Origin of the sequence: Paraburkholderia sp. RAU6.4a (assembly GCF_050435625.1) — a bacterium.
GTDB lineage: Bacteria > Pseudomonadota > Gammaproteobacteria > Burkholderiales > Burkholderiaceae > Paraburkholderia > Paraburkholderia tuberum.
On sequence record NZ_JBNDKQ010000003.1, the window covers coordinates 961,196 to 979,244 of the forward strand.

Consider the following 18,049-nt stretch of genomic DNA (forward strand, 5'->3'; position numbering starts at 1 on the left):
AAAGCCGCGGAGCGAATCGGCGTTTCCCTCAGCGACCGTGCGACAGACTCATTGTCCTCAGGCTTCGATCGGATTCTAAGCCTCGAGGACATCGTACAAACACGGGATACGGAGGCGGACCGCATGTGTCGCGATCTAACCCACAGCGCCAGACGGAGAGTTGGATCCGACCCACCGGTCGCAGCGCGCATGTCGGTCTACCAATTCACACTGTTCGCCATTAAAAATCCAATATTTTCAATTAGTTGTGTGATCGCTTACCGCGGTGCCACCGTTTGGCACGCACTTTGCCTTGATCCTCATCGAGGAGTATCTACACCCTCAAAACAAGCTCTGACATTCCTGACTGACTAATTTACCCTTGGAGAATCGAAATGAACGCGCTGGTAATCAAAGACCTCCCCGTAGTCGTTGAGATGGATCGTACTGCAATGACCGCCGTCAGCGGCGGCAGGTTGCCGCAGCAGATCGTGAACATCATCCAGGCCGTTGGCGACTATGCAAATGACGCTCCTACCCAGCACAGTTTTACTGGCAGTGGGACTTCTGTGACGTACTAACAGAAACACGGTGATTTCGTAGCTCAAGGCCCCGCCAACGAGGGGCCTCTTTGAATTCGCGTCCGGTGACTTTATCTGCGCCGCCCCGATACCGACCGTTCCGCTTCAATTCGACGGGTTGTTGTGAGCGTGAGCATTCTTTCTGAGGGCATTACGACCGTTTTCTTGTTCACGATCGATGAGGTACTGGGCCTCCGGTTCCTCACCAGGCGTGCTCAACTTTTCTCCTCGCAAAACAACGGACTCCCACGCGGACCGCGGACGCGAAACACCATGACGACGCAGGTCCCAGCACCTCGTTGGCTTAAGCTGCCGTCGGTGTGGCGACCGGCCAGCGGCGGCTAAGTCGAATAGTTGTTCCCGAAAATGCCACTTGAACGTACGGACCGGTCAGTTTTCTGCCAGTGAGAGCGCGCACCGTGACTGGCCGTTGAGGGTCGGTCTGAGGCATTCACATAGGTGGGCCGAGTGTTTGACTCGGCCCTGCCACCACCGGTCATTCGACACTGACGCCTGAATCGCTGATAATCGGTAACTGCCCGCCGTTATATCCCTGAGTCTTGGTCGCAATCATGCTCAAACTCGCCTATCTGTTTCTCTCGATCACGCTCGCCACCCCGCTCTCGGCCCTAGCGTACGGTAGTGATAATCCAGACTACGATCAATGCATTCTGCATTCGTTGGGAAACAGTCAGAGCAGCTTTGCGGCTCGCCAGATCAGCAACTCGTGCGACGCGATTTACAGAAATGGCGCAATGCTTTTGCCGCGCGAAAGAGCGTATCACCTGTGTGTCCTGCAAAATGTGCAGACCGTGAGAGGAGCATTTGCGGTCAACGAGATACTGCATGCATGCCGACGTCAAAATCAGATGTAGGACGGACGCCATTGACGATTGCAGCCCTGAGATTCGCAAGATTTAATTTCGATTGCGTTCATTGACCTCGCCCCGTGGAGACGTGGCGAGACACTGGCACGAACGGCTGCTTCCGGAAAATGCCAAGGTCCGCTTCGGGTCCGACTACTGCCCGACCCGAGGCATCAATGGCGGAGCACGCCGTCAGCTCATCGTCGGACCGGGTGCGGCCAGGAAGGGACCGTCGGCTAGATAGAGCCGCTCGGGCCACCCTCCGCCACAAACCACGGATTCGCGAAATCGACGTCGCTGCTCTGCCCGCGCTTGCCGTAAGTCAACACCGTGCCGTCCATCGACATGACGCGACCACCCGCGGCCGACAGCACCGCGTGCCCCGCGGCGGTGTCCCACTCCATTGTCCGGCCGAGCCGCGGGTAGATATCCGCCGCGCCGCTCGCGATGGCGCAAAATTTCAGCGACGAGCCGACCGACACACATTTTGCGTCGGGGTAGCGCTGGATAAATTCGTCGGTATCGGCCGACGCGTGCGATCTGCTTGCGACGATGGTCGGCGGCTCGCAACGGGCGCGCACCGCGATTCGCTGCCGGTTGCGTATTCCGCGATCAGCACCGACCTCCGACATGCACGCGTAACCGGGGCGGCCCGAGTACAGCATGCGCGTCGCCGGTGCAAGCACCACGCCGATCAGTGGCGTACCGTCCCGTATCAACGCGATGTTCACCGTGAAATCGTTGCGGCCCGCGATGAACTCCTTGGTGCCGTCGAGCGGATCGATTAGAAAAAAGGCTCGCCCCAGCACGTTCGGCATCACGCCCGCCGATACCGCCTCTTCGGCCACGCACGGCACGCCGCGATACACCGCGCGCAATCCGTCCACGATGACCGCCTCGGCGGCGTGATCGGCTTCGGTTACCGGCGACCGGTCCGCTTTGGCCCATACCGGGCACCGGTTGTCAAAATACTCGAGAATCTTTTCGCCCGCCGCGATGGCGAGCTGCTCGAAACGGTCCAGCGTGCTGGCATCCACCGACAACGCGTCTTCCTGTTCAATCATTCAAAAACCCCCGCTCCTTCAACCATACCTCCACTCGCTCGACCGTTTTCTCCACCGAGTGCCCGACGGTATCGAGCCGGATCTCCGGTGACTCGGGCACCTCGTACGGAGAATCGAGTCCGGTGAAGTTCTTGATCTCGCCGCGCAGCGCGCGCGCATACAGGCCCTTTGGATCGCGGCGGACGCACTCCGCAATCGGTGTCTCCACAAACACTTCGATAAACTCGGTCTCGTCGAACAGTTCTCTCGCCGCGTCGCGATCCGCGCGAAACGGCGAGATGAACGATACGATGACGAGCAGTCCAGCATCCACCATCAGCCGCGCGACTTCGGCCACCCGTCGGATATTCTCGACCCGGTCGCGGTCCGAGAAACCCAGGTCGCGATTCAGGCCGAAACGTATGTTGTCGCCATCGAGAACGTACGTATGTGACCCGTTGCTATGCAAGCGCCGCTCGAGCATCGAGGCGATCGTCGATTTTCCAGACGCCGACAGTCCGGTCAGCCACAACACGGCCGCCTTCTGGTTTTTCTGTTTGGCACGCGATAGTTTGTCGACATGCATTGTGTGCCAGGAGATATCGCAGCCGGCGATATCGGTCAGGTCCATGTCTTTCCCCTATTCTTTTCGACTGGCCGAAATGCGGGACGCCGCATCAAGAAATGGTATCTAGTTGTGCGTCGCTGCGATTCGCCGCCGAGACCGTCACGAACGAAGCGGGCGCACGTTGCGGCGAAGCGGGCAGCACGACCGGTGTTTCGCCAACGGCCATGGGCGCTTTCTCGACGATGAAGTCGCCCATTACCAGCACGTCCAATCCTGTCGAAAAGAAGCATCGAATCGCGTTCAGCGGCGATTCGATGATAGGCTGATCCATGATGTTGAAGCTTGTATTGAGAATAACCGGAATGCCGGACAACTTCTCGAACTCTTTGATCAGACCGTAGTAGCGCCGGCTGGACGTCGCCGACACTGTCTGTAGGCGCGCGGTGCCGTCGACGTGCGTGATGGCTGGCAACAGCGCCTGCTTGTCGGGCAGCACGTCGCACACCATCAGCATGAACGGCGATTCGCCCGAGAAGTCGAAGAACTTCGACACGTCTTCCGCCGCGACGGACGGCGCAAACGGCCGGAACAACTCGCGATGCTTGACCTCGGCGTTGATCTTGTCTTTCATGCCCGGCAGCGTTGGATCCGCGAGAATGCTGCGGCCGCCGAGCGAGCGCGGACCGAACTCCATCTTGCCCTGAAACCACGCGACGATCTTGCCCTTCCGCAGAATGGATGCGGTTTCAGCGCAGACGTCGGCCGATCTCCGATAAGCTACCTTCGATTGGCGAAGCACGTCTTCGATCGCCTCGTTCGAGTGCTCGGTGCCGATATACGGGTGCTCGTGGTGATAGCGCTTCTCGCCCTTCAGCAGGCCGTTGTACAGGTAATACGCCGCGCCGATGCAGGTGCCGTTGTCGCCCGCGCCCGGCATCACATAGATGTTCTTGAACTGGGTTTCGCGCATCACGCGCCCGTTCGCCACGCTGTTCAGCGACACGCCACCGGCGAGCACGAGGTTGCGCGTGACGGTCTTCTTTTCGAGCACCCGGCACAACTGCAGGATGCTTTCCTCGATCACCCGCTGAAACGCCGCCGCGACATCCCGGTGATGATCCTCGAACGGTGCGCCGCGCTTGCGTGGCGCGCCGAATGCCTGGTAGAACGCGTCGTTGCAGAAGCGGCCGGTGACTTGCGGGAAGTCGAACAGCGACAGATCCAGTTCGATCTCGCCGGCCGCACTGATCCGCACGAGCGACTTCGCCTTGTCGTAGAACCGCTCGGGATCGCCGCAAGGCGCGAGGCCCATCGTTTTGCCTTCGTCGTAGTTCGGCTTGAAGCCGCAGAACTCCGTCGCGGCGGAATAGAAGCAACCCAGAGAATGCGGAAACAGGCTCTCGCCGAATGCCTGCAGCATGCGGCCCTTCGCATGGCCGAGCCATGTGGTCGACCACTCGCCCCAGCCGTCGATCGACAGCAGCGCGGCTTCGTCGAACGGTGAGACGAAATAGCTGCCGCCGATATGCGACAAGTGATGGTCGATGAAATGCACTTTGGGACGCGCTCCGCGCCGGTCCCACGTTCTGTTGTACCAGCTCCAGAACGCTTTCTGCCGCGCTCTCAGTCGCAAGAACTCATAGGAGATGAAAGAGCCCGCGGCCCGGTGCAGCGACGCCGCATACAGTGCCTTCGTGACGACATGCTTGTTCGGATTGAACGAGATCGCGATGTGGTCGATGTCCGATGCTTTCAACCCGCTGCGCGCGAGACAGCTTTCGATCGCGCGCTCCGGAAACTTCTGGGAATGTTTTTCGCCCGTCAGGCGCTCGTCTTCCACGGCAACCAGCAGTTCGCCATCGGCAACGACACATGCGGACGAGTCATGAAAAATGTAGTTCAGACCAAGGATGTTCATCAGACGGACTCTTACAGGTTGTGTTGGGTCGCGAGACCGTGTTCGGGAGCGCCGGCCCCGATGCGGGCGACGAACGCGCCGAAGGCTTCGAAGCCGTCGACACTGCGCGGCGCGTTCACATAGCCGGAATCGCGCCGGTCCTGCTCCGCCTGCATGTCCGCGAGAAGCCGTGCATAGTCGCTGCTCAGCGGCACGCCGATGGCCGCATAAATGCGTTCGACGGTATGCTGGATTTCCGTGGTGAACTGGTCGAACGTCAGGTAGGTGATCGCGTTGCTTCGCTCCAGCTCCCCGCAGAATTCAATCAGTTTCAAACACTCCTCTTTACGGAATTTCATGTTTTCTTTATCCCAATCCGCGATGAGTTGCGGGTCGACGCCGTGCTTCGCTTTTGTACAGATATCCGACATCGTCACGTACGAACTGACAAATCCTTCCGGCGGCCTGACAATAGCCACGAAATTAGCGTCATTGAATTCATCGTGCAATAATTTATACAGATCGACACTCTCATTTTCTTTCGTCAGCCATGTACGACCGCCGCCACGATAATAAGCGGTCTTTTGAACTGTTTTTCTGAATGTGAGCAAAAGTTTGCGTTTTTCTCTCGCGCTCAGCATTTGCACTTCCATTACACGCTTCAGAACTTCAATAAACGGGAAGCGCCGGAACGTGAAATAATGGTGATACATGCGTTCTTCAAAAAATATTCCGTGCTCCTCGACACTGCCCAACTGATGTTCGTGAATCTTCGCGGCAAGCCGGCCTAATTCGGTATTCGGCCAATAGCTGATTCCCTCGACGCATTTTCGCAAACCCAATATATCGAGGATTTTCCACAGCGTGATGAACGGAAAGCGCCATTCCAGATGCGTCAGGGAAAAGAAGGTATTCGCGTCGAGCGACAGCGTCCGCAGCAGGAACGTGGTTCCGCTCCGCGGCTGGCTCATGATGAAAACCGGCCTGGCCAACTTCTGCTGCGTAAACCGTGAAAACAGAATCTCGTCAAGATACCAGAGCACGGTGAAAAACGGTGCATAAATCAATTCCTTGCAAAGATGCCATGCCATGCTGCGCTTCTGATTCAGCGTCACCTCGCGGCTTCGAATAACCTCCCTCGCGACGACAAGAAATGACCGCCACAAAAAGAACGGACAACAGGTAACCAGAAAAAAATAACTGATCAATAGCATAAACAACACCACTCACCTCCCCATACTTCAGTTTAAAAATTAATTCCTTCTGAAGAACGATGTGCGTTATCACGAAATTGACTTTGATTATCATATATCTACAAATGGTCTCGATGCATCTGCAGATTTGCAGTCTTGAACTGCAAAATTGCAGTGCATAACAATTTATACAGACGTGCCTGCACTTAATTATCCATATTGATTTAAAACAGCGGCGCGCGACCAGTGATTTCACATTGTTTGACTATTGGCGCATATCGGTGATGCAGTTATGATCCGATCCAGACGATAGATCGCGTAAGGAAATACGGTGTATGTCAAAAGAAAACTGGGACGACCTGCGGGTCGTGCTGGCCGCTTCGCGGACCGGCAATTTCGGCGAGGCGGCGCGTCTGCTGTCAGTTAACGAAAGCACGGTGGTCAGGCGGATTGCTCAGGTCGAAGAGCGGTTGGCCGCGCGCCTGTTCGATCGCGTCAAAGGCAAACTGACGCTGACGGATGCGGGCCTCGAAATCGCCAGCCTCGCCGAGCGCATCGAGATCGAAGTGCAAAGCTCCACGCGGACGATTTCCGGCGCCGATGTTCGCGTCGCCGGCACCGTACGCGTCACGTCGGTGCCGATCCTCACCAACCGTATTCTCATTCCGGCGTTGCCGAATCTGCTCGGCCAGCATCCAGACCTCAACGTCGAACTGGTCGCTGAAGCGCGTTCGCTGAGTTTGACCAAGCGTGAAGCGGATATCGCGATTCGCCTCGCGCGGCCGCGCGACGAAGTCAGCGTGGTCGCGAGAAAACTGGGCGATCTGCCGTATGGTGTCTATCTGCGCGAGGGCGCGGCAGAAGACACGCTGCGATGGCTCACCTACGATGATCGGATGAATGATCTGCCGCAAGCGGAGTGGATGGCGAAAACCATCGGACTTGGACAAGGGTCGGCGGGCCAGGTGATGGTCAACGATGCGGAGGCGCTGCTCGCCTGTGTACAGGAAGGTCTGGGCAAAACGCTGCTGCCGGTCGCCGTCGGCGAGAGCATCGGCGGCCTTGTCCGTGCGACGCAATTTCCTTGCGACCTGACACGCGAAATCTGGCTGCTCGTGCATCCCGACCTGCGCAAGCTGAACCGGGTGCGCACGGTTATTGACTGGGCCGCGGCGACGGTGAACGCGCTCGCGTCGCGCCACGCCGCCGGGTGTTGAGGCGAGCGCTTAGCGGAACAGATAGTCTTCGCTCGAACTGCGCAGTTTGATGCCGGTCGCCCGAGCCGTTTGACCGATGATCCACTCGGCCAGTAGGCTGCTTTCGTGCGCCGATGCGCCGACCACCTGAAAGTGAAACGGGCACGTACTGCTGTCCATTTTCGCCACCCGCGTGCCGCGGCTGACGTCGAAGCGCCAGCCGGCCAAACGTTCCTTGAACGGCGCGTTCCAGTGCGGCGCGATCGCTTTTTCCACCTGCGTCGATTCCGCCGCGCCGATCATTCTGGTGGTCGCCGCCTGGATCGGCACGATGTCGCGGCACGCGACCGGCATCGCGCGCGTCAGGTACATGTCGACGAGCAGATCGTAGGCGTCGATGTCGGTCGCGAGCTTGAAAACCGTCGGCATGTTGCCGCCCATGATGCGTGGATTCGCCTCCACCAGCACCGGCCCGTGTTCGCTCAGAATGAGCTCAATGTGGAAGATGCCGAAGTCCAGCCCCACGCTGCGCACGACCTCGACTGCGTAAGCGCGCAACGCATCCGCCACTTCCGACGACACGGGAGCCGGCATCGTCGTGCCCAGTTCGATCGCGGGTTCGTCAATGCAGCGCTTTCTGGCGGAGACGATCAGCGGCACCACTTCGCCGGCGGCCGCCGCGACCTCGACGGATAACAGCGGCCCGTCGATGTAATCCTCGAGCAGCGTTTGCGGTGAAATCGCGTCCAGCAAACCGGCAGGCAACGCAAGCTGCTTGCCCAGCGAGGCGAAGTACGCGCGCAGCCGGTCTTCGTTGTCGATCTTCTCGGCCAGGATACTGCCGCCGCCGCTCAACGGTTTCGCGATGACCGGATAGCCGATGTGCGCCGCGCGCACGAGTGCCAGCTCAAGGGTGTCGACGACGAAATGGCCGACAGACCTCAGGCCGCTCGCGCTGATCCGGTCGCGGCAAGCGGCCTTGTTCTGCGCCAGCGACAACGCGGCCGGGTCGGTGCCCGCGAGGCCCAATCGCTGCGCGCAACGCGCCACCGAACTCGCGCAGTACTCAAGCACCGTCACCACCGCGTCGAGCGGATGTTTACGGTTCAGCTCGGACAGCGCGGCAAACAGTTCGTCCTCGTCTCTCGACGCATCAATGCGGACGATCCGGTCGGCCAGACCGCGTGCTTCGATCGCCGACAGATCGCCGAGAAATTCGACAAACTGCTTCGACGAAACGAACGTGACTTCGTGTCCGCGGCGCTTCGCGGCAAGCAGCGCATTCAATCCGACCGGATTACTGTCGACAAACGCGATATGCATGATTACCCCACTTCTTTTTCAAGGAAGCCGGCTTGGTTCCCGAACGCCGCCCGGCGAAACCGGGCGAACAGCGGCACCAGCGCGGCGATGACTATCACGATGAGCGTGACCGGCGCGAAGCCGATTTCGCTCACCAGATAACTGCCGCCCAGCGAGACGGCCAGCATCAGGCCGAGCGCCCACGCATTCGCGTTGGCCATGATTCTGGGCATGCTTGCCGACGGCACAGAGGTGAGCACGAAGCGCATATGCACGCAGTACGCGGCCTCGAAGCCGAACGCGAACACCGCGTACATCGGCACGCCGAACGCAGGGCGCGTGATGAAGATCAGCGGAATCAGCGTGGCGAGCGCGAGGCAGTGCGACAGTGGCCCGATCGTGCGATAGCGGCCGCCCGCGACACCGATGCGCGCCGCCGCGAGCGCGCCGACCACATACGCGATATTAGTAACGGCCTGCAGCAGCGCGATACCCGATGCCGGCATGCCGAGTTGGTCGACCGCGAAGACCGAACGGGCGATGTTGTGATACCCCTGAAAGAGCGCCACCGCGGCAATGAAATAGACGAGCGCCGATTGCGCATCCGGATCGGCGCGCTCGTTCACCGCGCGCGATTTGCCGGACTGATCGGCGGGTTGGCGTGCTTTGGCGACCGTCGCATAGCTGCAGGCCGAAATCAGGTGAAGCGCGATCGACAGTGCGATGACCTGCTGCGAACTCAGACGCGGCAGGAACAGCGCGCCGGCCAGCGCACCCACACCGCCGCCGAACAGCATCGCTGTGTTGTAGTACGACGCGGCGCGATCCAGCGTGGCGCCCGTAAAAAGCCGCTTGACCGCGACGGGGCGCGCGACCTTCGACAGGTTGTCGAACGTGCCCTTGACAACGAGAATCCCGAGCAACGGATAGAGATCGTTCAGCAGCCGCATCGCGACCAGCAACGAAAGCGCCGAGCCCACTTCCGCCGCGATCAGAAGCGAGCGCCCGTCGTATCGCGAAGCGAGCGACCTAATCAGCGGCAACGCCAGCACTGCCGGCACCCACTGTGTCAGGACGATGCCGTTTGAAAAGACCGGGGAGTGGGTTTGTGTGAACACGGCGGCTGACAGTGTCATCAGCAGCAGGAAGGTTGCGACCGTTGACGCGAATATCGCCGCCCAGATTCGCACGAACGTCGCGTCGCGCACGACCCAGGTTTCCGGCAGGTTGAGTGACCGTTGATTCACGGAATCCTATGCCTTTTCGGCTAGTTAAATGATCGAGATGAACTTGATAAAGCCGCGCACGCTGAATATAAGCGGCGATGCTAAAAATTCAATTTCTTATCTAAAGTAAGCATCCAACCAGCGAAGCTATACATTCCGCCTAACCGTCGAAAACACCTGGGGCCATTCAAAAATGCGAAACGACTTTCTCAAACCGGTCGGCCAGAATGGATCTTCCTTGATTAAACCGAGGACCTGCTCCGGCGTTTCCGCCTCGACCACCCACAGGCCGCCTGCACCGGTGCCGTCAGCCGTGTCGATCAGCGGTCCGGCCTGCAGAAACGCCGCCCTGTTTTTTTGAAGAAACGCCAGATGGAGTTTCATATTTTCCGCACGAGCAGAGGCAATCGCCTCGTTGTCCTCGAACTGCACACAGTAAATCATTTTATTTTCCCGAATGACGCTATGCTGGACATAGTAGCATCGGTACGGCAGGTTTTACTCGCGCATATTTGCCTGGCAGAATTGCATTAATGCGGGCGGTGGGGATGAACTTTGCGCTGTTCAATCCCATGGATTAGAACCGCAGTCCGTTGAGAAACTGAAACCAGAACTCGCCGGGCATAGCGGCGGGATCGTTACGCGCTCAACTGGTCGCCGGTTTCCGGATGGAGCTGAATTTGTCTGCAAGCCCTGCCGGTAGATGCTTGTTTAGGCTTTGAAGATAGCGATAACGGTGCCCACGCGGCTGCTAGTGCCGGTATGGCTGTGGCCGTCGTTCCAGAGCTAAAACCCATAGCGTTATACACATTTCGTTGTCCGCGCCGCCCGCGCCAGCAAGCCGTTTACATTCAATGACTTGGAGGCTGGGCTTGTAAACTTTGGCCGAATCGCGTCTACTCTTGCAATTTGGGCGGGCGCGTGACGAAGGCTGCACAGCAGTGGATCGAGCAGGAATTTGCGGGGCTGGACCTTGGCGACGCCCGCCTGGACAGGAGGGCAAAGAAATTGATGGAACGACTTGCGGCCAATCCGACGGCCAGTATCCCGCAGGCGTGCGATAGCTGGAGCGAGACGTGCGCAGCGTACCGTTTTTTGCGCAATACGGATGTGGCCTGGGAAGCCATACTGGAGCCGCATTGGGCGAGCACGCAGGAACGCATGCGCAGCCAGTCGGTGGTGCTGTGCATCCAGGACACGACCGAGCTTGATTTCAACGGCCAGGACATCGACGGGCTGGGGCCGTTGAACTACGAAGCAAGGCGCGGGCTGTACTTGCACCCCACCTATGCGGTGACGACCGAACGCGAACCGCTGGGCGTGCTCGACGCGTGGATGTGGGCGCGTGAGGAGCTTGATGCCGATGGCGTTCGTCCTGGTCCGAAAGAAAGCACACGCTGGGTCGAAGGCTACGAGCGCGTGGCGGAAATGGCGCCGGACATGCCGCACACGCGACTGGTGTACGTGGCCGACCGCGAGGCCGACATGGTGCAAATGATGCGCCGGGCCAGCGAGCTGGGCACGCCGGCGGACTGGCTGGTGCGCGCCAAACATGACCGCTGTTTGCCCGGCGGCGACGGCGCCAGGCTGTGGGCGAGTACAACCAGCGCTGAGCCCTTGGGTGAAATCACCTTCGTGACCGGCGCCCGCGAGACTCAGAAGAGTCGCACCGTGCGCCAGCAACTGTGGGCTCGCGAAGTCGAGATCGCGGACGGCGAGCGCGGCAAGATCAAGGTTCACTGCGTAATCGCACGCGAAGTCGGGGCGCCGGCTGGCATCAAGCCGATTGAGTGGCGTTTGCTGACCAACCGAGCCGTCGCAACCCAGGAAGAAGCGGTCGAACTGATCAATTGGTACCGGGCGAGATGGGAAATCGAAATCTATTTCCATGTCCTCAAGAATGGCTGCGAAGTCGAGACCCTGCAATTGGCCGCTGTCGACCGGATTGAGCGCGCGCTGGCCTTGTTCCTGGTGGTGGCTTGGCGCGTGACGTATTTGATGCGCAAAGGCCGAACCTGCCCGGATCTGGATGCCGCCTTGTTCTTCGATCCGGACGAAATTCGTGGCGCCCATCTGCTGGCAAAAAAGAAGATGCCGGCGACGCCGCCCACTGTGAATGAGGTCGTGCGGCTGATTGCGCAAATCGGTGGCTTCCTCGGCCGAAAGAGTGACGGTGAGCCGGGCGCCAAGACCATCTGGCGAGGGCTCGATCAGGTACTCGCTGCCGCTGACACGCTACGCGCGCTCCGCGAAGGGCTCGGCTAATGACTTCTGTATAACGCTATGGCTAAAACCAGCGGCTGCCGAGGTCGCCGAATTGAGCTTTCGGATATTGGGGAAACTTGACGTAGCGGTTGAACACGTTGCTGACTGGTTCAAGACGCGCGCCTGGCTGTCGGCCACACCCGCTCCTCAAATTGATCAGATGGAACCGGCTCCGAATACAAAAAGCCTTGCGCAAAGTCACAACCCACGGCGGCGAGAAAATCACGTTGATCCGTCGTCTCGACCCCCTCGGCAATAACCTGCAATCCCAACTTGTGAGCGAGCATGACCATTGCTTCGCAGAGCGCCTGATTGCCGCCGTCGAAACCGAGGTTCTGTACGAATGAACGGTCGATCTTGAGATAATCGATGTCGAAGCGCTTCAGATAGGCCAAGGACGAGTAACCGGTCCCGAAGTCGTCGATCGAAATCCCGATTCCTGCCTCGCGGAAACTCAGCAACTTCTCGTTCAATTCGGCGTCCAGTAACAGTCCTTCGGTTATTTCAATTGCCACGCTCTGTCTAGGCATGCCTTGCCGAATGAGGTATTCCGACCATTGGATACACACCAGATTGTCCTGGCGAATCTGCACCGGTGAAATGTTGACACTGATCTGAAACGATGGATGGAATCGTCGGCGCCATTGACGCGCCTGGCGCACGGCCTGTTTGAACACCCAATCGCCGATCGGAACGATGAGCCCCGTGTCTTCGGCCAATGCGATGAAATCCAATGGACTGATCGTGCCGCGCACAGGGTGCAGCCAGCGAATTAGCGCTTCAGCTTTGTAAATTTCGCCAGTCGCCAGATTGACGATAGGCTGGTAATAAACACGGAACTGTTCGACTTGCAGGGCGGTACGTAGATCGCTCGTGAGACGCTGGCGCTTTTCTGCCGCCACTTGCAACTCGGGCGTAAAGTAGTGGAAACGGTTGCGCCCCGCGGCTTTGGCCGCGTACATAGCCTGGTCGGCATTCTTGAAGAGAACATCCAGTTCTGTCCCGTCGTCAGGGTAAAGCGTGACTCCGACACTCGCAGAAATGAAAGCCTCGTCCGGACCAAGCTTGAAGGGTTGGGCCAGCGCGGCGATGATCGTCTTCGCGATCTGTTCGATGCTCCCGGTGTCGTCCAACTCGGGCAGAATCACCGTGAACTCGTCACCGCCAAGTCGAGCGACCGTGTCGAATTCACGCACACACGAGGTAATGCGCCTCGCGGCCTCGATCAGCAGGATGTCGCCCATATCGTGTCCGAGCGAGTCGTTGACCTCCTTGAAGCGGTCGAGATCGATCAGCATCAAGGCCATCGGCCGCCCGGAGCGATTGGACACGCCGGCTTCATGCTCGAGACGGGCATGAAACATCTGGCGGTTCGGGAGATGGGTCAGCGCATCGTAATTAGCCTGTTTCCATATCGTTGCCTCGAATGCCATCCGGTCCGACAAATCACGACCGACCGCCAACACGGAGTTCACCTCGCCCGACGCGTCGATCTCTGGAGTGAGCCTGATATGGCTGCACTGTTCCTGTCCGTCCTTACTGAGCCATCTCAGTTCGAATTGGCGACTTTTCCCGGTTGCAATGGTTTCGCTGATCTTCTTCTCGTAAGCCAGCGCGTTAGCACCGCCCGGTATCTCTGAGGGCCGTTTGCCGAGCGATTCGCGAAGGCTGCGGGCCGCCGAGACACAGAAAGCCGGATTGGCGTAGGTGCGGCGCAGCTCCCGGTCGTAGCGCGTGATCGTGTCAGGTGAATTCTCGATCAACGTGCGCGACTCCTGCTCTTTGGCGACGAGCTCGGCCGTTCGCTCGATGACCGTCTGCTCCAAGGTAGCGTTGATCTCGTTGATCTTCTGGATCTTCTGCCCGATCGCCGCACTCATTCGTTCGAACCTGTGCGCCAATCTGCCCAATTCATCCTTTACGCCAATCTCACTGCGCGCGTCCACCGATGCCTCCGCCTCTGCGCCTGCATCGCTACCGGTGTCGTCCATCCTTCGCACCAGATCTTTGAGCGGTACAGAGATGCTGTGTGAAATGAAGTTGGCGAGGAAGATCGAAAGCAGAAACCCCGAAATGCCCACCAGTATGATCTGATCGCGTACGGACTGTGCCTCCGCCGTCAACTTCTTCTCCGGGATCGTACTGACCACAAACCATTTTGTGCCGGCGATACCCGTGTATGCAGCGAGATATCGGTCGCCATTCTTGCCATGGAAGTCGACGAAGCCATTTGGCTCGCCGTGCGGATCGGCGTTTGTGATTCTTTCGAGCAGACCCGGTTCAGACTTTCCGTCGGTGCTCATTGAAGAGCCGTCGGCACGAACAATCAGCTTGTCGCTGCTGGCGTCAAGTACATAGATCTCCGTTCCACTGCCCACGGCGACGTCATTGAAAATCGATGAGAAATACTCGGGGCGAATTACTAGAACCAGATTACCGATCTGCCGATTGTCGCTCTTGTCGATGATGGCGCGCACCATCCCGAGATCTTGCTGACCGGCTCCGTTGTCATAGCTACTCCAGTAGGGCCGGCCATTTCGATCGGGAGCCTGTTGGACCAGATGCACCACACTTCGCGTCAATTGCGCGAACGCCTGGGTGTCCGTGATCCGGTTGTCCTTGTCGAGCAAATATTTCTGATTGATGAAATCAACCGCGCCGTAGTGCTCCAGGAGCAGTCGGGTCAGATCCTGGCGAGCTTCGCTCTGCTCCTTTTCATTGCCGTGTGCGACGCGGGTCAGCGCGTCTTGAACCTGATCGGAGAGCACCAGAAGACTGCTCTCCGTCTCGATCTGCTCCATCCGCAACGAGATGTTTTTGGATACCTGTTTGACTACCTCTTTGGAAAATATCTCCGCTTTGTGCTTGAACTCTGCTGTTGACTCCACATACGAAATGTAGCTGGAGACAAGTATCGGTATCAGCGAAAGCAGGATAAACGCGGTTATCAGCCGGTAGCGAATTTCGACCCGGCGCAGCAGATCCAACGAGAAGTAGGCGAATGCGCTTCGCAGCCAGGCGATCAGTGGGCTCATTTGTAGTGCATCTTCGCTTCATTCTTAACAGACTCGTCCAGGAGTTTTGCAGCCTGCATTGGCGTTATTTTCCTGAACAGCACATCCTGTATCAATCGATGCAAGCGCTCGATGGAATTGGAAGGTAGAAACGAATAGTACGGGCTGCCGGTCACAGCATAGCGACTGACCATGTTCGTGTAGTCGACAATCTTCTGATCGCTCACCACCATGCCCGGGAACTGCTTGAATGGGGAAATGTTCTGGCGCTTGATCTGGAGGATGGAAAACCCCTGCCCAGCGACGAACTCGAGAAAACGCATTGCCGCGGCCTTGTTGGGCGTTTCCGACACCGCAAACCCGGTTTCGCTGCCGATCACGGGCACCACCTGCTCGCCTGGCGCGTTCCAGGGCGGGATGAGCACGCCAACTTCAAAGGGATTGCCGTGCAGCAACAGACCGGCTGCCCAACTACCGTGAAAAGCCATTGCGACTTTGCCCTCCTTGAATAGCCGTATGCCATCATCGTAGCCAGTTGTCGTGAACGATTCCTGTACGAAACCCCGTTCCGGCATCAGCCTGATCTTGGCGAAAATATCCGCTACCTCGGGAGTGTTCAAATCCAGCGTGCCATCGCTGATTTTGTCCTTCCAGTCTGGCTCGCGCGCAACCACATTGTTAGCAAAGCCTGAACTGAAGGGGCCGTTGCCGAGCATATTTGGGAAGCCGCCGTTCCACATTATTGGCGTATAGCCCGCACGTTTGAGCTGTTCGCAAACCGCCAGGAATTCGTTGAAATTGGTCGGCAGCTCCCTGATCCCCGCCTTCGCAAACATGTCCTGGTTGTAATAGATCAAAGTCGTAGCCATTCCCCCCGCTATTCCAAAGTGCCTGGATTGGCGACTGGTCCAGTCTTTTTTGAGAGGATCGAGCATGTTGTTCCAGGCGGATGTCTTGCTAACGTCGGCGAGGAGCCCTTGATCGGCCAGGTCGGCCGCGTAGGCATTCGGGTTGATACTCACCAGATCGGGCAAGTTGCCGGAGGCGATCCGCGGCTTGATATTTTCTTCCACCGAATTGCCAATCATGAACTGCACATCCACGTGTATGTCCGGATTCAGCTTGCTGAATTCGGCTGCAATCTGAAGCATTTCTTCCGGCCAGTCAGGAGCCCAGACCAAGGCGGTGATGGTGGTACCGGCCGGCCCGCTCGTGCTCGAAGAATCGTGGTCTCGCTGATGGCAACCGCACAACGAGAAAAGAATGAAACAGGCCAAGACCGACAGCAAGGAGCCAAACTCAGTTTGTCGCACGTGGGGTTCACTTTTTCAGATTCGGCTTGGATTGGGCGGCCCTCGGCAGAGGCTATGGGCGCATTCGACGGCAAACCGGTGAAACTTTCATCGCGGTCGAATCACTTGCATAACCATGGCGGCGTCCCTGCAGCGGTAAGTTGTGACGAAGCCCGGCATGCCGCTGCGGATTTCATCACAAATCTTTCTCGCTGCCGGCCGATCTTTTGTCATCGACGACGCCTATCGATCGGCACCTGAATGTCTATAAAACAGGGCTGCTCAGAGCTCTTGACGGGTAGGCACTCACACGGCATATCGGCAACAGACGCAGATACTTTAACTGAAGGGAACGCCTGTACTTCCGGTCGTCCGCTCAGGGCCGATGACCTGCCGAGCGACTGGCAGGAATGGATGGCCGCTGTAGTTTGGAAGCTGCCGAATATGTGGTGATGGGTTCACGCGGACCACCTTACTCCCGCAAGGGATGTCGACCGCCCGGATCAATCACGAACTGTGCTAGCAGTCGTTCACCGACCTCGCATAGTTTTCATTTCCTGTGACACCGGCCACACGTCTACGCGTTAACCCTAAAAGTTCCGTCTCTTTATATCAATTTTCGCAACAAACATTACCTACCTCACGACTTACTCTGTCCAGTTCGCCAAATTACAATGCAATCACTGACTACGAACATGCAAGTTCGCAGCAAAATAAAACCCTGAACTGGAGGTAAGTATCATGAAATCGCTGATTCAAGCCGTTGTCATCGCCGTCGCTGTCGCCGCTCCGGTCGCCGCGTTCGCGCAAGCCAACCAGCCCGTGACCCGCGCTCAAGTGCGCGCCGAGCTGATCCAACTGGAAAAGGCCGGCTATCAACCTGGTCACGCCGACCCGCACTACCCGGCTGACATCCAGGCTGCGCAAGCCCGCGTCGACGCGCAAAACGGCGTCGGTCAAGCCGCTACCGGCTTCGGTGGTGTGGTGAGCGGTACGTCGCAAACGAGCCATGCGGCTCCGACGAGTGGCCCGAAGTCGGTCTACTTCGGTCAGTAAGCGGTAGGTGGCAGGCGGTTCGTCAAGCGCAGCTGTGTGGCCACGAAGCCCTACGGCGAAACGAACCGCGAGCACTTCCAAATAGCGCGTCCTTGCGACGCGCACCCCGATTCAAATGAACTGGCCCGCGACTCGGGTATCTCCGAGCGCGGGCCAGTTCGTATGTGGTTACCTCCGTCATCGGGCTCCCGATGACTTCGCCCAGGCCTTCACGGTCTGGGCGCTTTTTCGCGCCGCTCCGCGTGCGCCGCGATGAATTCTCAGCTGCCCGCGCTCAGTCGCGTGCGATCAGATTGCCGACCTGGCCGCGCCCGGTCACGAGGCAACTCGACAGGAAGCTCTCGCTCTGCGCGCTCGCGCCAGCGTCACCAAAGCCCTTTTTCAACGCGTCCGATTTGACGAGCGCCGCGCCCTGGTGACATGTAATCGTGCCGACCTCGCCCGCCTGCGCACGCATCAACGCCCGATCCGCCATCAGATAGCCAAGCAAAAGCACCAACGCAATATTGAACGCTTGTCGCATGGGTCGCCTCCTTTTCGAAGAGACTAACGTGAAGCGCGAATGCAGTGG

At 58.4% G+C, this 18,049-nt stretch carries 15 protein-coding genes; 5 read left to right on the forward strand and 10 right to left on the reverse strand.

Annotated elements, in window-relative coordinates; all coding sequences use genetic code 11:
- Nucleotides 1–374: 374 nt before the first annotated feature.
- Complete coding sequence (locus OKW40_RS28945; protein ID WP_184061621.1) at nucleotides 375–560, forward strand: hypothetical protein; 186 nt, start codon at nucleotides 375–377, stop codon at nucleotides 558–560.
- Between the two features lie 572 nt (nucleotides 561–1,132).
- Entirely contained in the window at nucleotides 1,133–1,435 is a 303-nt protein-coding gene (locus tag OKW40_RS28950) for a VF_A0006 family four-cysteine protein (protein WP_184046296.1), read from the forward strand.
- Nucleotides 1,436–1,662: 227 nt separating this feature from the next.
- Here the strand turns inward: OKW40_RS28950 and cysQ are convergent, their stop codons facing one another.
- Genes cysQ through OKW40_RS28970 form a run of 4 tightly spaced genes read right to left on the reverse strand, consistent with a single transcriptional unit; the run spans nucleotide 1,663 to nucleotide 6,148 of the window.
- On the reverse strand, nucleotides 1,663–2,490 hold the full coding sequence (cysQ, locus tag OKW40_RS28955) for a 3'(2'),5'-bisphosphate nucleotidase CysQ (protein ID WP_187610588.1): 828 nt from the start codon (nucleotides 2,488–2,490) through the stop codon (nucleotides 1,663–1,665).
- Entirely contained in the window at nucleotides 2,483–3,100 is a 618-nt protein-coding gene (gene cysC, locus OKW40_RS28960; protein WP_429492990.1) for an adenylyl-sulfate kinase, read from the reverse strand. The genes cysQ and cysC overlap by 8 nt, the downstream gene beginning before the upstream one ends.
- 46 nt (nucleotides 3,101–3,146) lie before the next feature.
- Nucleotides 3,147–4,955, reverse strand: coding sequence for a carbamoyltransferase family protein (locus tag OKW40_RS28965; protein ID WP_187610589.1), 1,809 nt, complete (start codon nucleotides 4,953–4,955; stop codon nucleotides 3,147–3,149).
- An 11-nt stretch (nucleotides 4,956–4,966) separates the two neighbouring features.
- On the reverse strand, nucleotides 4,967–6,148 hold the full coding sequence (locus tag OKW40_RS28970) for a sulfotransferase (RefSeq protein ID WP_429492991.1): 1,182 nt from the start codon (nucleotides 6,146–6,148) through the stop codon (nucleotides 4,967–4,969).
- Between the two features lie 314 nt (nucleotides 6,149–6,462).
- Between OKW40_RS28970 and OKW40_RS28975 the strand changes: the two genes are divergently transcribed.
- The gene (locus tag OKW40_RS28975; RefSeq protein ID WP_090807532.1) at nucleotides 6,463–7,344 is read left to right on the forward strand and encodes a LysR family transcriptional regulator; all 882 of its coding nucleotides are present in this window, start codon (nucleotides 6,463–6,465) and stop codon (nucleotides 7,342–7,344) included.
- A gap of 9 nt (nucleotides 7,345–7,353) precedes the next feature.
- Here OKW40_RS28975 and OKW40_RS28980 read toward each other — a convergent pair whose 3' ends face one another.
- From OKW40_RS28980 to OKW40_RS28990, 3 genes are all read right to left on the reverse strand, one after another.
- Nucleotides 7,354–8,646, reverse strand: a complete 1,293-nt coding sequence (locus tag OKW40_RS28980) for an ATP-grasp domain-containing protein (RefSeq protein WP_429492992.1) — start codon at nucleotides 8,644–8,646, stop codon at nucleotides 7,354–7,356.
- Between the two features lie 2 nt (nucleotides 8,647–8,648).
- The gene (locus OKW40_RS28985) at nucleotides 8,649–9,872 is read right to left on the reverse strand and encodes an MFS transporter (RefSeq protein ID WP_429404210.1); all 1,224 of its coding nucleotides are present in this window, start codon (nucleotides 9,870–9,872) and stop codon (nucleotides 8,649–8,651) included.
- Between the two features lie 126 nt (nucleotides 9,873–9,998).
- Nucleotides 9,999–10,283, reverse strand: a complete 285-nt coding sequence (locus OKW40_RS28990; RefSeq protein ID WP_429492993.1) for a YciI family protein — start codon at nucleotides 10,281–10,283, stop codon at nucleotides 9,999–10,001.
- Nucleotides 10,284–10,772: 489 nt separating this feature from the next.
- Between OKW40_RS28990 and OKW40_RS28995 the strand changes: the two genes are divergently transcribed.
- Nucleotides 10,773–12,116: an IS4 family transposase gene (locus OKW40_RS28995; protein WP_429491420.1), complete on the forward strand. Its 1,344-nt coding sequence runs from the start codon at nucleotides 10,773–10,775 to the stop codon at nucleotides 12,114–12,116.
- 110 nt (nucleotides 12,117–12,226) lie between these two features.
- On the opposite strand, the gene OKW40_RS29000 is transcribed toward OKW40_RS28995, so the two are convergent.
- A complete protein-coding gene (locus tag OKW40_RS29000; protein WP_429492994.1) occupies nucleotides 12,227–15,151 on the reverse strand; it encodes a bifunctional diguanylate cyclase/phosphodiesterase in 2,925 nt (974 codons plus the stop codon).
- Nucleotides 15,148–16,383, reverse strand: a complete 1,236-nt coding sequence (locus OKW40_RS29005; RefSeq protein WP_429493959.1) for an ABC transporter substrate-binding protein — start codon at nucleotides 16,381–16,383, stop codon at nucleotides 15,148–15,150. The genes OKW40_RS29000 and OKW40_RS29005 overlap by 4 nt, the downstream gene beginning before the upstream one ends.
- Before the next feature lie 780 nt (nucleotides 16,384–17,163).
- Here OKW40_RS29005 and OKW40_RS29010 point away from each other — a divergent pair.
- Nucleotides 17,164–17,478: a DUF4148 domain-containing protein gene (locus OKW40_RS29010; protein WP_184024579.1), complete on the forward strand. Its 315-nt coding sequence runs from the start codon at nucleotides 17,164–17,166 to the stop codon at nucleotides 17,476–17,478.
- Between the two features lie 274 nt (nucleotides 17,479–17,752).
- Here the strand turns inward: OKW40_RS29010 and OKW40_RS29015 are convergent, their stop codons facing one another.
- Entirely contained in the window at nucleotides 17,753–18,001 is a 249-nt protein-coding gene (locus OKW40_RS29015) for a hypothetical protein (RefSeq protein WP_129961873.1), read from the reverse strand.
- Nucleotides 18,002–18,049: the final 48 nt, after the last annotated feature.

Coding starts and splice junctions, on each gene's coding strand:
- OKW40_RS28945 (WP_184061621.1), top strand. CDS start 375: ATGAACGCGCTGGTAATCAAAGACCTCCCCGTAGTCGTTGAGATGGAT.
- OKW40_RS28950 (WP_184046296.1), top strand. CDS start 1,133: ATGCTCAAACTCGCCTATCTGTTTCTCTCGATCACGCTCGCCACCCCG.
- cysQ (WP_187610588.1), bottom strand. CDS start 2,490: ATGATTGAACAGGAAGACGCGTTGTCGGTGGATGCCAGCACGCTGGAC.
- cysC (WP_429492990.1), bottom strand. CDS start 3,100: ATGGACCTGACCGATATCGCCGGCTGCGATATCTCCTGGCACACAATG.
- OKW40_RS28965 (WP_187610589.1), bottom strand. CDS start 4,955: ATGAACATCCTTGGTCTGAACTACATTTTTCATGACTCGTCCGCATGT.
- OKW40_RS28970 (WP_429492991.1), bottom strand. CDS start 6,148: ATGCTATTGATCAGTTATTTTTTTCTGGTTACCTGTTGTCCGTTCTTT.
- OKW40_RS28975 (WP_090807532.1), top strand. CDS start 6,463: ATGTCAAAAGAAAACTGGGACGACCTGCGGGTCGTGCTGGCCGCTTCG.
- OKW40_RS28980 (WP_429492992.1), bottom strand. CDS start 8,646: ATGCATATCGCGTTTGTCGACAGTAATCCGGTCGGATTGAATGCGCTG.
- OKW40_RS29000 (WP_429492994.1), bottom strand. CDS start 15,151: ATGAGCCCACTGATCGCCTGGCTGCGAAGCGCATTCGCCTACTTCTCG.
- OKW40_RS29010 (WP_184024579.1), top strand. CDS start 17,164: ATGAAATCGCTGATTCAAGCCGTTGTCATCGCCGTCGCTGTCGCCGCT.
- OKW40_RS29015 (WP_129961873.1), bottom strand. CDS start 18,001: ATGCGACAAGCGTTCAATATTGCGTTGGTGCTTTTGCTTGGCTATCTG.